At 38.5% G+C, this 16,568-nt stretch carries 14 protein-coding genes; 3 read left to right on the forward strand and 11 right to left on the reverse strand.

The genetic code is table 11. The features are described 5' to 3' along the window. Positions 1–104: 104 nt before the first annotated feature. From L0668_RS15190 to L0668_RS15215, 6 genes are all read right to left on the reverse strand, one after another. Complete coding sequence (locus L0668_RS15190; RefSeq protein WP_235313563.1) at positions 105–1,343, reverse strand: ABC transporter permease; 1,239 nt, start codon at positions 1,341–1,343, stop codon at positions 105–107. Beyond that, positions 1,343–2,521, reverse strand: coding sequence for an efflux RND transporter periplasmic adaptor subunit (locus L0668_RS15195; RefSeq protein WP_235313564.1), 1,179 nt, complete (start codon positions 2,519–2,521; stop codon positions 1,343–1,345). The genes L0668_RS15190 and L0668_RS15195 overlap by 1 nt, the downstream gene beginning before the upstream one ends. Beyond that, positions 2,518–3,498, reverse strand: coding sequence for an HlyD family secretion protein (locus L0668_RS15200; protein WP_235313565.1), 981 nt, complete (start codon positions 3,496–3,498; stop codon positions 2,518–2,520). The genes L0668_RS15195 and L0668_RS15200 overlap by 4 nt, the downstream gene beginning before the upstream one ends. Beyond that, a complete protein-coding gene (locus L0668_RS15205; RefSeq protein ID WP_235313566.1) occupies positions 3,491–4,483 on the reverse strand; it encodes an HlyD family secretion protein in 993 nt (330 codons plus the stop codon). Before L0668_RS15205 ends, L0668_RS15200 begins: the two co-directional genes overlap by 8 nt. Before the next feature lie 4 nt (positions 4,484–4,487). Further along, positions 4,488–5,183 carry an ABC transporter ATP-binding protein gene (locus L0668_RS15210; protein ID WP_235313653.1) on the reverse strand — a complete coding sequence of 232 codons (696 nt, stop codon included), beginning with the start codon at positions 5,181–5,183 and terminating at the stop codon, positions 4,488–4,490. A gap of 139 nt (positions 5,184–5,322) precedes the next feature. Then, entirely contained in the window at positions 5,323–5,628 is a 306-nt protein-coding gene (locus L0668_RS15215; protein ID WP_235313567.1) for a DUF1244 domain-containing protein, read from the reverse strand. A 218-nt stretch (positions 5,629–5,846) separates the two neighbouring features. Here L0668_RS15215 and L0668_RS15220 point away from each other — a divergent pair, with 218 nt between their 5' ends. Beyond that, positions 5,847–7,472 carry a methyl-accepting chemotaxis protein gene (locus tag L0668_RS15220; RefSeq protein ID WP_235313568.1) on the forward strand — a complete coding sequence of 542 codons (1,626 nt, stop codon included), beginning with the start codon at positions 5,847–5,849 and terminating at the stop codon, positions 7,470–7,472. Positions 7,473–7,688: 216 nt separating this feature from the next. On the opposite strand, the gene L0668_RS15225 is transcribed toward L0668_RS15220, so the two are convergent. Genes L0668_RS15225 through L0668_RS15240 form a run of 4 tightly spaced genes read right to left on the reverse strand, consistent with a single transcriptional unit; the run spans position 7,689 to position 13,783 of the window. After that, complete coding sequence (locus L0668_RS15225; protein WP_235313569.1) at positions 7,689–8,318, reverse strand: hypothetical protein; 630 nt, start codon at positions 8,316–8,318, stop codon at positions 7,689–7,691. A 56-nt stretch (positions 8,319–8,374) separates the two neighbouring features. Then, positions 8,375–9,259 carry an archaetidylserine decarboxylase gene (gene asd, locus L0668_RS15230; protein WP_235313570.1) on the reverse strand — a complete coding sequence of 295 codons (885 nt, stop codon included), beginning with the start codon at positions 9,257–9,259 and terminating at the stop codon, positions 8,375–8,377. 1 nt (position 9,260) lies between these two features. Beyond that, the gene (locus L0668_RS15235) at positions 9,261–11,993 is read right to left on the reverse strand and encodes a glycosyltransferase (RefSeq protein ID WP_235313571.1); all 2,733 of its coding nucleotides are present in this window, start codon (positions 11,991–11,993) and stop codon (positions 9,261–9,263) included. 2 nt (positions 11,994–11,995) lie between these two features. After that, positions 11,996–13,783: an aminotransferase class III-fold pyridoxal phosphate-dependent enzyme gene (locus L0668_RS15240; RefSeq protein WP_235313572.1), complete on the reverse strand. Its 1,788-nt coding sequence runs from the start codon at positions 13,781–13,783 to the stop codon at positions 11,996–11,998. 347 nt (positions 13,784–14,130) lie between these two features. Between L0668_RS15240 and L0668_RS15245 the strand changes: the two genes are divergently transcribed. Next, positions 14,131–15,396 (forward strand): LamG domain-containing protein, encoded by a 1,266-nt coding sequence (locus L0668_RS15245; RefSeq protein ID WP_235313573.1) that lies wholly within the window; start codon positions 14,131–14,133, stop codon positions 15,394–15,396. Between the two features lie 106 nt (positions 15,397–15,502). Here L0668_RS15245 and L0668_RS15250 read toward each other — a convergent pair whose 3' ends face one another. Continuing rightward, a complete protein-coding gene (locus L0668_RS15250) occupies positions 15,503–15,916 on the reverse strand; it encodes an SRPBCC family protein (protein WP_235313574.1) in 414 nt (137 codons plus the stop codon). A 273-nt stretch (positions 15,917–16,189) separates the two neighbouring features. Here L0668_RS15250 and L0668_RS15255 point away from each other — a divergent pair, with 273 nt between their 5' ends. Next, a complete protein-coding gene (locus L0668_RS15255) occupies positions 16,190–16,567 on the forward strand; it encodes a TonB-dependent receptor (protein WP_235313575.1) in 378 nt (125 codons plus the stop codon). The last annotated feature ends 1 nt before the right edge of the window (position 16,568 follow it).

Consider the following 16,568-nt stretch of genomic DNA (forward strand, 5'->3'; position numbering starts at 1 on the left):
TTTTCCTTTAAACTTGGCTAGCTCCCCTAACTCTGGGATAAGCGGCGAACTTACAAATAATTAACATAACCATTTAAACATACGACGTTTAACTTTTTATACAATTAATCGCTGTGTAGCGCATCTATCGGGTTGAGTTGCGAAGCTTTAATAGCGGGATACACGCCAAAGCCAATTCCCACCGCCATACAAATAGTTAAAGATAGAACAATAGCAGTAATTGACCAAGTCACAGCCCAGCCTGAATAAAAACCAATAATTTCAGATAAAATTAAACCAAATGCGATACCTAACAATCCACCTAATACCGAGATAGTGAAGCTCTCCGCGATAAACTGCATTTTAATATTTTGCTGAGTGGCGCCGACTGCACGCAATAATCCAATTTCTTTGGTACGCTCTAACACATTGGCCAACATAATATTCATAATGCCAATCCCTCCCACCAACAAAGATATACCTGCCACACAAGCCATAACAATATTGAATATTTGCTGGGTTTGTTTTTGTTGTGCTAGTAATGCAGCAGGTACAATTAAACTGTAATCATCGGCTTCACCATGACGCAATTTAAACAATTGGACCACAGCTTTAGAGGCAACAAGTGGATCTACATCTTGTTTGATCTTAAGTTTAATTAAATCCAACTCACTGGCTAAACTTGGCGCATTGAGCTTTTTCAAGCTAGTACTCAAAGGCACAAATACTTTTTCACCGTCCCCACCAATTTTTACTCCTTGAAATTCATCTTTAGCTAAAAAAGGATTATTAAGCACTCCCACCACTTCAACCCAAAGATGATTCACTTTAACAAATTGGCCAACAGCCTGCCCTTCAGGAAACAAACTTTGCGCGGCACCAGAGCCTAATACAGCCACTTGGGCTACATTTTTGTCATCCTCGTCTGTCAGCTCTCTGCCGTACTCTATTTTCATATTAGACAAAGAAAAGTGACTGGCGCTAACTCCTAACACTGACAAGTCAGCCGAATAGTTATCACTGTACACAGATTGAGTTTTTACATGCCTTTCAGCGCTAAAACCTTCAACAAAAGGCAAGGTAGCTTGTGCGGCATAGACATCGGCCAAAGTTAAACCTAAGGATTCTTCACGTATGTCTCGCAACTCATCGCCACTAAAAGGTTTAGCTTCAACAATTAGGTTGCGTAGCCCCATAGAATCAATCATTTTTAAAGCTTGTTGCTCTGCACCTTCACCAATATTTAACATGGCAATCACAGCACCTACTCCAAAAATCATGCCTAACAAAGTTAATAAGGTACGCAGTTTGTGAGCGGCCATTTCAGCCAAGGCATCGAACACCAGTGGAATAAAATTAGTCATTACACTTGCTCCGGTACACTAAGAGCAATCACATCTCCTGAAGATAAACCTTCAGAGACTTCTACAAAGTGTAGGTTTTTATTTTCGGTTTTTATGGTTTGACGCACAAAGCCACTGCCTTGTTTAAGGTATACATAGTTTTCACCTTTTTCGCTGAAGATGGCTTGTAATGGAATGACGACTTTTTGTACTTCGTCTTGCACAATAATTTTGGCCAGTACCTTGCTACCTGGCTTTAACTGCATTTTATCTTTAGGCAAGGTCACTACAACATCAAAATATTTAGTAGGATTACCTCGGTCAATTGAACGAGAAAAACCAGACACTGATTTCACTGTGCCCATCAATAATTTATCTGGGTATGCCTCCAATCGCACTTCCACTTTTTGTTCTGGTTTTAGGTCAATTGCATTTTTATCCAGCACATAGATTTTGGCCTGCATCTGCTCTAAATTGGGTAGTTTGGCTATAACACTACCGGGGTAGACGGTTTGTCCAACACTAGGTTTTTCTCCCCTATGGTTTTTTTGGTATACCAACATACCATCAAAAGGGGCGATCACTTCTAACTTAGCCAGCGCAGATTGATGCTGTTTAAATTTAGCCTCATGGCCTTTTTTGCGAATATCTAATACATCCACAGAGCTTTGGATCCGCTCACCTATACTGTCCTGCTTCCATTCGATAAATTCATCTTTAGCACCTAGATAATCCCGATTAGATAAGGTTTCAATAATTTCTAACTTGGAATACAAGCGTAAATCATCAATCGCAAAAGCATCTACAAACTCATACTCTTTACTGACAAAGACCTTGTCTGATTCGAGTGCATTTTGTTGCTGGGTTTTTTCTGCCTTTTTAGAAACAATATCTTCATCTAACAACATCATTTCTAATTCTTCTTTACGGCTATCCAAGGTCAGTTTTTCAGCATCAAAACGGGCCACAACCTCGCCTTTTTTAACCAGAGTATTCTCTTGTGCCATCCATTCAATCATCATAGGACGTCTGCCAGGGGCGTTGATAAACTTGGCATGCTCGGCTTCTAATTCACCAAAGGCGGGGATTTCAATGTTGAATTTTTTTTGCTCTACTTGGAAGGTAGGTATACTCGATTTAGGCGCTTCTGAACACGCCATTAGTGTTAAGGTTATCGCTAAAGCAACATATTTTATCACGATTTCACCACTTCAATTTTTGCTTTCATTCCTGGCCGCATCACCTCAGGGCGTGCTTCACCTAGCTCAATTTCAGCTTCAAATACCACTTTGGGATTCTGTGCTGATTTAGGATAAAAAGCTTGGCCTAACTCTGCTATTTTCCCCATGTATGACATTTCTGGATAAGCGTCAAATAATACTTTTACTTGCTGACCCACACTTAATTTTGCTATGTCTGGCTCAGCAAATTCAGCCTTTAAGGCAACATTGTCTAGTGAAGGCAGTTGGATGAGCATTCTGCCCATATAAACCGTTTCTCCCTCTGCCGCTTTTTCTCCATTCCAATCTTCTAAATACATCACCAAACCGTCTTTAGGGGCTTTAACCGACAACTTTTTAATTTCGTCAGTCATACTTTGTACTCTTTGACGTAATTTTTTAATTCTGCCTTGTGATACTTGACGATTCACTAGGGTGGCTTGTTTTTGATATTCTAGTTTTTGTTTAGCTTGAGCTAGCTTTTCTTGTTGATAAAGGAAGTCAGCCTGCTGTATTTTTTTATCTATTTCGGAACGAGATACATCCACAATTTCTACTTTTCGTTTGGCTTTCTCGTAATTCATTTCGGCTTCAGCTAAAGCCAATATTAAATCTTGTTTAGTTGACTCATCATTGAGATCGTTGTTTTCACCTTTTTTAATCTCAGCGTTTAACTGGCTTTTTCGACCTATAAGATCATTTTTCAATCGCTGTCCATCAAACTGAATAACCACATCTCCTTTTTTGACATAATCATTTTCAGCCGACATTTTTTGGATTTTAAACTGCCACATACGGTCAACAGAAGGAGGACCAATTTGTGCATTATCTAAAGCGATTAGTTCAGCTGGAGCACTTAAAGTAGTGGTTTGAACTTTGCTTTGTGTCACACTCTCTTCACCACAAGCAGACAATATTAAACAGGTGACTAGTCCAGCAAATTTAAGATTAGTCATATTCGGCTACTCCCGCTAATTCAGGTATGTCACTAGACAACTTGATCCTAACGCTCATACCTGGAAATATTTCATTTACCACTTCTTCACTAAAGGTTAAATCCATTCGATAATAAGCGCTATCGCTCCATTCGGTTTTTTGTTCCGCTTGGGACAAAACATCAATTATTTTTCCTGAATATTCATGATTTGGATAGGCATCTAGTGTAAGCATCACCTCTGCTGAATCAAAATTTATGCGCGAAGCATCTAATTCATGTACCCAAGTAGTAACTTGATAAGAAGATTGGGCTTGTACCATCAAGACTTTTGTACTCACCCGAACGTTCATACCTGTGGCAACTTTTTCGCCTGGCATATAAGGGTGCATCATGTGCGATACTGGGCCGGTAACTTGACTAACGACACTCATTTTAGTCAGCTGATTACTCTTATAAGCAATGTTTTCTTTTAATTTGATAATTTGAATTTTTTGCTTTTGAATCCCAACTTTTTGCTCTTCTAAGCTCAATTTGTAACTTTCTTCAGCTTTAATTTTTTCTACTAAGGATTTTTCATAGGCAATGACATGTTTACCTTTTTCATAGGCACTGATTTCGCCATCTGGGATTGAAGCTTGAATTTTAGTTTTTTCTACCATTATTTCGGCTAGTTTTAATCTTCCTTGTGCGTCTATCACAGCTTGTTGCAAGCGCATTTCAATTTGCTTTAATTCGAGCTTTTCCATTTCTAGTTGTTCTTGACTTTGTTCAACCTCTGCTTGAATACCACCAGAATCAAACACCACCACTAGATCGCCTTTGTTAACAATACTACCTTCTTCGGCCATCCACTGGATTTGCACTTGCCAATTATCAGACTTTGGTGCCGTCACTAGTTGATTTTCTGCCGACGATATTACGCCGGTGAGCAGATGAGTTTGTTTGGCATTCACTGATAGGCTAACAAGCAAGATACAGCTTAAAAACACTTTTTGCATAGTCATAAAATTAATCCCTTGACGAATTATCGTTGAGGCGATCATTTAATACTTCACCATCTCGCATGGTGACCACCCTTTGTGCATAAGTAGCAATATCATCTTCATGGGTCACCATCACTATGGTTTGCCCCTGTTTATGTAAATCAGTTAATAAAGCCATGATCTCAAGAGAGGTTTTACTGTCTAAGTTACCCGTAGGCTCATCAGCTAGTACCACAGTAGGCTTATTTATTAACGCTCGGGCTATAGCAACCCTTTGCCTTTGACCACCGGACATTTCGAAGGGTTTATGCTCTTTTCTATGTCCAAGGCCAACCTTGTCCAATAAATCATTTGCCCGCTTATCCGCTTCTTCTTCGGATACATCTTCGGCGTACCTCAGGGGCAACTTTACGTTTTCAACTGCAGTTAATTTAGGTAACAAATGGAAGGTTTGAAAAATAAAACCTATGTGCTTATTTCGAATGGCCGACAAAGTATCGTCATCCATAGTGGCCACATCTTGGCTATTTAATACATATTGACCTGAATTAGGGGTATCTAAACAGCCCAAGATATTCATTAAGGTCGACTTACCAGATCCTGAACTGCCCATAAAGGCAACAAATTCATTTTTATTAATAGTTAATGATATATCTTTTAAGGCATGAACCACTTCTGATCCATTGGCAAAAGACTTAGCAATATTGCGAAGTTCTAACATGTAAAAATAATAGTCTAGATAAGATGGAATATTTTCCACCTTATACTCATACGACTAAAGTAGCAATCAACAACAAGATTGTGTATTTACAATTACTTAACTTAAATGTTTCAAAATATTTCTGATAAAATTCAAATAATTAAGAACACCCTTTATTAGCTTGTCTGGCGTCAAAGGCAGCTAATTGCTCTGGAGTAGCAGGTAATTGATGTTTTTCTTTCCACTCTTGCATAGACATACCATAAATGGCTTGTCTGGCTTGATCATAATCCATTTCCAAACCCTGCTCTTTCACACCAGCCATGTACCATTTTGACAAACAGTTACGACAAAAATCTGCCAAAATCATCAGATCAATATTCTGAACATCTTTGTTGTCATCAAGATGTTTGACTAATGTTCTAAAAGCGGCGGCTTCTGCTTGTATTTTTTGTTGTTCGTTCATTTATATTCTGCTTAATTTATTTATCAGGTTACTAGTAAAAATAGGAGTTGCTCGAGCGAATAATAGTTACTCGTTCGAAAAATAAAGAGAATGATAAATCTCATTAACCCAAGTTAACTGGCGTTTAAATTTATATAAGCTAAATTTTTGAATAGCACAGTCGATAAATTTTAAATTAATGAGAACTATTCTCTCTATAACATGAGCAGTGAATTTATATGAAAGATTTAAGTATAGCTATAAAATATTCTATCCCGACTATGGTCTTAGCTCTTGCCTTAGTTATCATAGTCATCGCAAATGCCATATTAAATTCATCTATGGAAAAAAGAGCAGACACATTTCCTAAAGACTTTATGCAAGCAATCAACGTGGTATTAAATGCTGACAGAGATCTATATCAAGCAAGAGTAGCTGAAATACGCATTGTATATGACGACAATGGTCAGTTAGAGCAGTTAAAAACTGATTTTGATGAAAATGCACAACAAGCCAAAGATAGATTTAATCAATTTAAAAAACATATGGCTGACTATCCAGATGTCATTCGACAAGTAGCAAATTTTGATACCTTGTACAACGACTGGTTAAGCAGTGCTCAAAAGTCTATAAGCTTACAAGGGGCTTCTCAAAGTCAACAAGCCAAAGTCCAGTTAAATGGTGAATCTAATGATAAGTTTTCTGCTCTTAGACAGATATATGACAAAGCCGGTGAATTAAGTTTCGAAAAAGCCAATTTATTGAGAGACCAGATACGCGACCAAAACTTCAGTGCTAAAACAACCATGTGGATATTGGTAGCCATTACTATGATAGTAGTTTGTGGATTTGTTATATATGGGCAAAAATCCATGTTAGCTCGAATATATGAACTCACTAACAGAATTGCTGAAATTAAGTCTGGTGGTGGTGATTTAACTAAAAAAATTCATATCAAACAAGGAGATGAATTAGGCCTGCTAGCTAAAGAATTTAATGGTTTTTTGGATATGTTAAGAGGGCTAATAATCGGCATTGGTAAAGATGCCACAAATCTAGATAGCACAAGTAGCAAACTAGATAAATCTGCGGACAACACGGCAAAAATAGTTGCACAACAACTCATTGCCTCAGACACAATTGTACATTCCGTCAACGAAATGAGTTTAGCCACCAAAGAATTATCTGAAATAGCCCAAAATACCGCAAATGAAACCAACAGAGCCATGGAGTCAACCAAAAAAGGCGTAGCTGTAATTGGCCAATCTGTAGGACAAATAGATTCTTTATTTACTAGTGTTGAAGGAGCTTCTAAGAGCGCAAAAGCCCTTGCCGACGAATCGAATAATATTTCCAATGTGTTAGATGTTATTCGAGGTGTAGCCGAGCAAACTAATCTATTGGCCTTAAATGCAGCCATAGAAGCGGCTAGAGCAGGAGAACAAGGCCGAGGTTTTGCTGTGGTAGCCGATGAAGTAAGAGCGCTAGCCAGCAAAACTCAAGAGTCCACTGAAAACATTCAAAATATGATACAAAGCCTACAGAGCGGCGTAAGCGAAGTAGTGTCACTCATTGAAGATGGATTTAACAAAGCTTCCAGTTCAGTAGAATTATCTAGAGAAACCCAAACCCTACTAACTGAGTGTCAAAGCATAGTGAATACAATTAGCGCTATGTCAATCCAAACTGCAGCGGCTACCGAACAACAGTCAGTGGTATCTGATGGTATTAATAACAACCTGCAAGATCTTAACGCTCAAACACAATCAACTAAGGTAGAAGCGGATCATACTAAAGCGGCAGCAAATGAGCTCACAACCATAGCTAGCAGTATCAGCCAAGGTGTAAACCAATTTAAAGTGTAGATAAGTTGAATTTCGTTTAGATATATTAATTTTATTTTTTTATATGATTTACTGAACTATTTGGAAAACAGCCAGTCCTAATATTGTGTGTTAAATTTTTATGTGTGTTTCCTAGTATGTGTTTAAGCCCAGCGTTATCTGGGCTTTTTTTTGCCTAAAATATACCAACATATCAAGCAGCCAAAACGAAAACGTCTTGGCGTAAACTTATACCAATTACAGCGCTTTATTCTCGAATGAGGCTTCTTCGTACCAGTCTTCCATATTGTCGTACATTTCGCCTTTCATGATGTAATAAATCGACTTATAGTAAATCTTAATATCGTGATAGGGGTCGGTGATAATCTTACAAGCCCACACTAAACCAGACTGTACACCCATTAATATAAACAAATGAACTGTTCTAAAAGCTATGGCCCCTAAACCAACAAATAACCAAACTATGGCCATATTGTTGATAAATTCGTACAAGTTAGCAGCGGGAACAAATGCCCCAAAAAAGCTTGGCTCGATTAACATAATAATGGGTACTACGGCCCAAATAGATAATAAAACCACTTTACGTCTTAAGTTGTACCCTACTTTTACTTTTTCTTTATATTCGTGCGTGGCTTTATTAACCTTGTCGTAATCTAGTGGCTCAAAAAAGAAATGTCCGGTTTGGCGTAAACTCATGGCTAACAACCAGCCCACTAAAGCCGCTATGGCAGGATAATAAAAGACCAATATATAACTGGCTAAAAAACACATAGCACTTAGTAAATGTAAAAACTGGTTAATTCTATTATGGTGATAATAACGGTGGTCATCCCAACGTTGTTGCTGTAGCTCTTGTAAAAATGTCATAGGTTTGCCTGTTTGGTTGTAAGTTAAAAGTTAGTAAATTAAAGTTTTGGCTTAATTTAGTGTTTTCTAAAACGAGTTAAATGACCGCTTAACAAAGGTTGTCCCATCTTGATTGGGCTCCCCGTTTCGATGCCCTCGAAAAAGCTGTAGTTATTAGTGGCAAATAAAATAATGGTTGAACCATGTTGGAAATAGCCCATTTCATCCCCTTTTTTAAACTGGGCGTCACACTCAATTTCATTTGGCCCTTGGTACTTCAAATCTAAAGTGTCAGCCAAAAAATTAAACTTCATACTGGCAACTAAAATAGCCGCAACAGGCACAAGAGTGATACTGCTAGTAGGATGATCATTGTTTAGCTCAATCACAGCTCTTTCGTTTTTACAGAACAGCTTTTCTACTCGCTTCAGAGCAACCGGGTTAACATTCCATGTATCGCCGGAAATATAATTCACCTTGCTGACACTGCAATCTACCGGGGCGTGAAATCTGTGATACATGCTTGATTTGAGACGTAAAGTAATAAAAACACCGTCTCGATATTTATGGCTTAGATGAAAATCAGGAATGAGCTCACTTATGTCGTAAGGAAAACCCTTAGCTTGAAAAACTTGGGTACCTTGAATTTTTCCACAAGCACCCACTATGGCATCACAGGGGCTAGTGACTGTATCAGGGTGTTGCACAACAGGCCGTAAACCGTCTTTTAATTCTCGAGTGAAACACTCACCTAAACTGGAAAACTTTCGCTTTTTCGCATCTTGTAAACGCAAATCGTCGGCAAATAACTGCCAAATCCAAATTAACACTTTGGTTAACAATGGGCTTTGAATTTGACTTATCCAGCCAACAAAAAAAGTTAACCAACGTCTTGGAATTCTATTGGTCAAAAGAAAGTTAATTTGCTCTCGTTTGGTAAGTTGTTGAATTGACGTTTCCAACTTAAGCAACCGTTCTTTGAAAGTTGTATTGGCTGTTATATTCGCTGTTATAAAAGTCTGGTAACACCAATCCCATATCGCTTAAAAATTGCTGCATTATGGGTTCAGCTTGATATTCAGCCGCTCGAAGCATAGCGTTTTGGCGCATATTATCGCGAGTTGATTTATTGTTGAAAAACGCGACTATGTTTTGAGCCATTTCATCCGTATCTTCCACTAAAAAGCCATTTTTGTTATCTTGGATTATATCTTTTGGACCCTTACAGTTATAAGCAATCGTCGGCATACCATGCACAAAAGCTTCTAAAATCACGTTACCAAATGTGTCGAAACGAGAAGGGAAAATAAATAAATCTAAGCTTAAATATAAGGAAGCTAATTGTTTTTTGGTTTGCCAACCTAAAAATATTGTATCTGGCAGAGCTTGTTTTAACTCTTCGGTCGCAGGGCCTGAGCCCGCCACGACTATCTTTAAATCAGGAAGCTTTAGCCTAGCTTGATTGACAATTTCAGGCAGATCCAAAATGCCTTTTTCTTTACTTATACGACAAGCAATAAATAGCACTGGGGTGTCGTCTTTGGCCCCTGAAATAATACTGGCTTTAGGTATCTTGTGGCTGCCTAAATCCCTTGGTTGAGTGTGATGAGCTGTTAAATATACTTGCTCAGGGTTTAACTCCATTTCATGGCCAGTTAACCAGTCTTTATGTTCTGAATTAAGTACAAACACACCGTCATAACGATTGTACAAAGCGCGCATCCAACGGCGTATGCGATCACGCTCGTGTTGATTTAAATCTGTGGTATGTTTAATAAAATCAATCCAATCTGTGTGCATGAAAAAATAACTTGGCACGTTAAACATCTGCTGGATAAACAAAGACACCACAGCCATAGGGCCTTCGGTAGAACACACAATCCTGTCGTAGCCTCCTTCATAGAATATCCTTGCCACTTCCATCAAATCTGGGATACGGATTTTTTGTTCCCCATATTTTTGTACGTCAAATTCACTGATTGGACGCACTACATGTAAGTGCGGTGCAGGCTCGGCTTCGCTGTCACAAATTAAAAAATCTACAGGTAAATCCGCTCGTTGAATTTCTTTCAACTTACCGGAGAGTGAAGTAGACACGCCGTTTTTATCTAGCAAGGTATCAGTTAAATACAAGGCACGATTTGAGTGTTGATTTTTGCCAAGGTGCTCTGCAAATTGGTTTAATAACTCTCTGTTTTGATACAAGACTCGGGTTGAAGCCAAAGTAGAACCTGCTAGAACCAAGCTAATCAAAAGTGGAAATGACAAATTATCTAGCAACTTTTCAACTCGCACATTACTCATATTGTCTTGGCGTTTGCCGTCACCAAAGAATAAGGCGGTTAATTGACTGGGGATTTCAAACTTGCGGGTGATCTCTTCGGTGGAAAAACTATCTAATTGAATGCCCTTGTTGTCTTTAAGTGCGTTTTCAACTCGACTAGCAATAAGTTTGTTGAGGTGACCAAATAGGTCATTAATGGCGCTATTCACTGTATGGCTAAAGGCTTCTGGTGAGGACTTTTTACTATCAGCAATTTTCTCTAACTGGCTAATACAAAATTTATAGTCTTTGTTAACTTGCCATTTCAATAATTTGTTCGGCTTCTTACCTTGTAGGGCATCGTGCACAAAAGAGAAAAACTTCATAGTTTTTTTATGTTTTTGCATTTCAAGCAACAAGTTACTCACCACAAAACAACCTACCTTATCCCAAGTCGATCCTCTGTGTAACATGATGCGAAACAAGCCCGGATCTTTGATTTTAGTCGCCACTTGCGAGAAATAATCAAGTAAAGCTATGTTTAGTTTTTGGTTCTCTCCTATTTGTCCAAATGGCGCAATATTGCCGGCTTTGATTGCTTCTAATGCCAGTTCTGAAGGTTTAGCTGTTTTTAGGCGTTCTTGTAAGTTTTCAATGTACAAATACGAGCCACATTGTCCAGCAAATATACCTGTATGGTCATCAGAGCCACCTGTGAGGACTTTAGGTTTATTTGGATCAACACCGAAGTCAGCGGGGTTTAAGTTATGTTTTAAGGCATAACGTTTTACTTTATCCGGCGTTAAACTTTGCGCCCAGTTTAGCGTGAGTACACTTTGCCAAAGATCTCTTTGACCATTTAACACTTCAAAGCGCGTAAACAACACGGCTAATTTCTCAAACAAATCTAGATCTATTTTGTCGTTACGAGTATAAAAATATAAGGGATGAGGCATGATCACCGGAATATCGTGAGTCGCGGTATAACGCAAAAATTCATAAATATTTTGCCGTTTTTGGTTCAGAACCAGTTCTTGTTCTTGACTAAACCCATAGGTTAATACATGAATAAACAAGTCATATTCAGGAAAAAAACAGGTAAATTCAGCCGCAACTAATACGTCCACTCCCTGTTCTTTTAGCTCCCAACATGAACGGGCGTTATTGTGATTAGTCACAGTATAAACGTCGCTACCATTCGCTTTTAGTAACTTGACTAACTTTTTGGTTTTTAACCAAGTTTCAGGAAGGCGCAATATTCGCCCCCACAATTCATCTGGAATATCACTGTTATGATCATGACAGTGAAAGTCTATTTTCAAACAGTTTCTGCGGTCAAAACGTTGGCTTTGTTGCTGAATATATTGGCTAAATTCATTTTGTAGTGAATAGCGAAAATCACTATTGATTGAGCTTTCGAAAGTCAGCGACATAATTATCCAGCCTTTTGAATGTGGTTAACGTCTGTTGAACTTTTTAGTTCATTTGCGGAATTAACTTGCTCCAAAGCTTCAGTTTGTTTGCTTTTTGGAGCTAGCTGTTTTAATGGTTGTGGAAGCAGCCTTGCTAAAATAGGAAACTTTGTGCATAACATATCGCTCATAAATTGCTGTTTTATAGCTTTGTTGCTGAGCTCTGGAGCTTGCCACCACCAACCATCTTGCTGCATGTTTTTGGCTGCTTTTACAAAACACTCAATCACATCTGAAAATTCTTGTTCAGTAAAACTAAAACTCATAATCAATCGGCCAGTTCCGGTCCAACTCAACTCTAATCCGGCTTGACGTAGATAGAATTGCAACATCCAGTTGTAACGACTCGGCTGGGTATAAATGACCGATAATATAGAATGCATATTGGTAATTTTAATAGGGACACCCGCTGCACTTAAACGCTGATTAAATTGACTTACTCTGTCATTCCAAAGCGGCTCAGATGCTAGGTACATGGCCTGTATTTCAGGAGTTTGAATACGCTGTAAAAATTCATGCATGGCAGCTAACACATGGGGATGTGAGTTAAATGTGCCTCGTGCGAAGGATACGTCTACTGGCTTATCATCTTTAAACCGCTTCATTAATGCATGAGTACCAGTGAGAACCCCAACCGGTAACCCACCACCTAAGGTTTTACCGTAAGTAACTAAATCAGCTTGAATGCCAAAGAATCCTTGAGCACCGCGATAACTCAATCTAAAACCGGTAAACACTTCGTCAAAGATCAACACGATATTACGTTTACTACACACCTCTCGAATCTTGTGCAACCAAGCTGTATAAGCTTTTTTGTCAAAGTGGGTAGCGCGGTCGCTAGCAATAAGTGACACATCTGAAGCTGAATCTGAATTCGGATGAAAAGCTTGTAATGGGTTTATCAAAACACAGGCTATATCTTTTCGCGTATTCAAAATATGTAAGGTGTTATCGCTCATGTCAGACAAGGTATACACATCATGAGTTTTACGACTGTTACCTATGCCGGGTTGCACGCCATCCCACCAGCCATGATAGGCACCACATAAGCGCACTAAATGGGTTTTACCTGTATGGTAACGAGCCAAGCGAACCGCCTGCATCACTGCCTCGGTACCAGACATATGAAATGATACTTCGTCTAAGCCAGATACTTGTTTTAAGATCTCGACATTTTCGGCTATGACTGGATGATATGACCCCAATGCCGGCCCTAAGTCTTTGGTTTTTTCGGCACCTGCTGCCATACACTCTTTATAAAAATCGTAACCAAAAACGTTTACACCATAGGAGCCAGACAGGTCATAACGCCAGTTACCATCTAAGTCTTTTATCTTGGAGCCTTGGGTTTGCTCAACAATAGAGCCTAATTTCAATTCTTGGCTTAGTTGATTTCTATAAGGGAAAGGAATGCGATAATGACTGGTAAATCGTACATCTGAAATACTATCTTCCAAAGCAGCGCTATGAGCCAAGGTTTTGGGGCTGGTTTGCTGAACATGTGTTTTTAACTTCAGTAAAGCTGATTGTCTTTGTTTGATAATATTTTGGGGTGCGCCGTCAGAGCTAAAGAATTCAGACTCTGAATAGGCAAAAAATGGAATGTGTTTGGCGATCCTACGAGACCACTTACTATGCCCCCGCAAAGAAGGATGTTTTGCCCGAGACAACTGCAAACGAATACGAACTTTGTTTACGAGGTAAACAGTCAATAAAATTAAAACGAGGTAAGAAAAGTAAGTTTGTGGCATTTCGACAGCTAAGACATATTGTTTGTCACAAACTATCACGGGATTTTGAACGATTTATTTCAGTTTTTAGACCTTTTTATGACAAGGTTCAAAGAGATAAAAATTTACCTTAAAAAGAAAGCGGCAGTATGAGAGAGTATTCCTACTGCCACCTAACAAGTTAAATGGGAACGGTTAACTTACCCTTATAATTTAAACACTAAGTTTATTGTTCGGCTAGTTCCTTTACCTATCTTTACTTTTCTTTACCTTTACTTACAAACATAGTTATTTTTATTCAGCCACACATGCAGTACAATTAAATTTAAATATATATATTCATATACAAACTACCAACGAGAAAAATAATGAAGTTAACCAAATTTTTACTTACCTTGTCTTTATTCTCTTCATCTTTGGTTTATGCAAAACCTCCTGAGCCAGAATTAGGTAAACGTTGGGTGATTAATAATGCTTACTCTGACGAATTTAATGGCAAGACTCTAGACAAACGCAAATGGCTTGACCACCATCGTACTTGGAAAGGTCGCCCACCGGCTATGTTCGACCCGTCAACGGTTTCAGTTAAAAATGGCAATATGCAAATTGCCAATAAAATGATGGAGAAACCTAATAAAAAATACACTATTTCTGGCGGAGCAGTGCAATCTATAGGGCAAACCGCCTATCACGGTTTTTATGAATCCCGCTTCAAGGCATCACGACTCAATATGTCCACCACTTTTTGGCTGTCTAATCGCAATGTGCCCTTTGAAGGTAAAAATCACTTAGGCCAAGACTGTGAAAGAGACGGCTGGTCAATGGAGCTGGATATAGTAGAAGCAGTAGGTGGTGTAATAGATAAAGCTTTTGGTGCCAACTTTCGCCAAGGCATGCAATACAACACACACGTTTGGTACAGCGGCTGCGAAAAAGGTTCTCGCTCGCGTTTTTCCAAAGGCGCTAACGTAGCTGAAGGTGACGGTACACAAGCTTTCAATAATAAACTGCCAGACGGCGAAGAGGTATGGCAAAACTATAATACCTATGCAGCTTGGTGGAAAAATGAAAACCAAGTCGATTTCTATTTAAATGACGGTTTTGCCGGTCGTATCCAAGTGGACACCACATTACTAGAAAAACCTTATAGTCGACCTATGAGCATGCAACTTTTAACTGAAACATACGATTGGGGACGCCCCTTGCCGACCCCAGAACAATTAGCCGATGATGCAATTAACACTTCATATTACGACTGGGTGCGATCTTATTATTACGTGGACGTAGACAAAGATGCCAAACAACAACTTGAAAGAGTGGGCAAGGCTGACGATATTTTTGTTGAATCGGCCACTATTAAAAACACTAGACTAGTACTTAACAGCCTAGAGTTTAGTTATTTGTACGAATCAGACGAAAACGTGAATGCACTAATCGAACTGAGCAAAAACAACCAATCTATCTTTAGTAAAAAAGTTAAGTTAAAAGCTGGGTATGGTCATGTAGCCGATCAAATCAAACTATCTAAAGCCATGGATTTTGACAAGACACAATTAACCGTGCATTTATTGCATACTGAAACTGAAAAACTAGCTTCGTCTGAACCGGTGAAGATTAAAGTTAACGTTAAATAAAAATGATTAGTTGATATAAAACTAATGCTTTCAATTAGAGCTAAGCATTTCGACTTGTAGGCCCTTTACTCAAAAAGGTCAGGGCCTAATGCTTACCAAGCTTTTGTTAAGGAGTTAGGCCTTCTACATATGTTTTAAAGTTTTCTAATATACATAACCAGCCTTGCCTTTGCTGCTGCGCCGAGTTTTCATCTTCAGCTTCAAATGACTCTATTACTTTCACCCCAGCTGGGGTCGCTATAAATTCAATATCTACAAGCCTGTTATCATCAAGTTCATATTGAATATATCCTTTATCTATTACCTTGGTGAATGTTCCCTCAAAGTCAAAAGCCATAGAAGCATCTTTGGCTTCCATTCGATAGTTGAAACGACCTCCTTGGACAAGGTCAACCTCTGCTCTTGGGCAACACCAATCGTCCGAAGCGAAGTTCCATTTTGTTATACATTCAGGGGTAATCCAAGCATTCCAAACAATATCTAATTGCTTATTTACCAAGGTCTCAATAGTTATTTTCATATGAGTTTTTAGTTTCTTTTATTAGAGAGTTAGAACTACTATATCAAGAGATAAGCTAAAAGGTTTTTAGCAGCATAAACAAGCCAGAGGGTTACAATTTAACTTGGCATTTTTATAAAAATGTAATTATCTCTGCGTTTTTTTCTTATACAAACTATTGTATGTTTACAACACACTGCCAAGCTTAAAACAAATAGATTAGGCTGAAGTTGGTATTTTCCAAACTTTTAAATTCATAAACTCAAATTCACACGCTCAGAAAAGGTGAAAGTAATGGATAGAAAATACGTTTTAACTGCTTTAGGTTACGCCTTGGTTGGACTAGTTTTAGGCATTTACATGGCTGCCTCAAAAAATCATGGCCAACTTGTTGCACACGCCCACATTATGCTTGTTGGTTTTGTGGTGTCGTTTATTTATTCTGTAATCTATAAAGCCTGGCTCACAGATCAAACAAGTAAGTTATGTGTGGCGCAATATATTTGTCATCAAGTGGGCGCACTGGTTTTGGTATCTGCTTTATTTTGTATGTATGGCAATTATGCAGATGCAGCTGTTTTAGGGCCCATTTTAGGCATTTCTTCGATATTAGTTTTAATAGGTATGATTTTAATGAAAATAATATTTATTAAACAAACTAAAAATTCATAAA

This window comes from Paraglaciecola algarum (genome assembly GCF_021532655.1).
GTDB lineage: Bacteria > Pseudomonadota > Gammaproteobacteria > Enterobacterales > Alteromonadaceae > Paraglaciecola > Paraglaciecola algarum.

Bases quoted from the DNA above. Each gene is read 5' to 3' on its own strand.
- L0668_RS15190 (WP_235313563.1), bottom strand. From the start codon at position 1,343: ATGACTAATTTTATTCCACTGGTGTTCGATGCCTTGGCTGAAATGGCC.
- L0668_RS15200 (WP_235313565.1), bottom strand. From the start codon at position 3,498: ATGACTAATCTTAAATTTGCTGGACTAGTCACCTGTTTAATATTGTCT.
- L0668_RS15205 (WP_235313566.1), bottom strand. From the start codon at position 4,483: ATGACTATGCAAAAAGTGTTTTTAAGCTGTATCTTGCTTGTTAGCCTA.
- L0668_RS15210 (WP_235313653.1), bottom strand. From the start codon at position 5,183: ATGTTAGAACTTCGCAATATTGCTAAGTCTTTTGCCAATGGATCAGAA.
- L0668_RS15215 (WP_235313567.1), bottom strand. From the start codon at position 5,628: ATGAACGAACAACAAAAAATACAAGCAGAAGCCGCCGCTTTTAGAACA.
- L0668_RS15220 (WP_235313568.1), top strand. From the start codon at position 5,847: ATGAAAGATTTAAGTATAGCTATAAAATATTCTATCCCGACTATGGTC.
- L0668_RS15225 (WP_235313569.1), bottom strand. From the start codon at position 8,318: ATGACATTTTTACAAGAGCTACAGCAACAACGTTGGGATGACCACCGT.
- L0668_RS15235 (WP_235313571.1), bottom strand. From the start codon at position 11,993: ATGTCGCTGACTTTCGAAAGCTCAATCAATAGTGATTTTCGCTATTCA.
- L0668_RS15240 (WP_235313572.1), bottom strand. From the start codon at position 13,783: ATGCCACAAACTTACTTTTCTTACCTCGTTTTAATTTTATTGACTGTT.
- L0668_RS15245 (WP_235313573.1), top strand. From the start codon at position 14,131: ATGAAGTTAACCAAATTTTTACTTACCTTGTCTTTATTCTCTTCATCT.
- L0668_RS15250 (WP_235313574.1), bottom strand. From the start codon at position 15,916: ATGAAAATAACTATTGAGACCTTGGTAAATAAGCAATTAGATATTGTT.
- L0668_RS15255 (WP_235313575.1), top strand. From the start codon at position 16,190: ATGGATAGAAAATACGTTTTAACTGCTTTAGGTTACGCCTTGGTTGGA.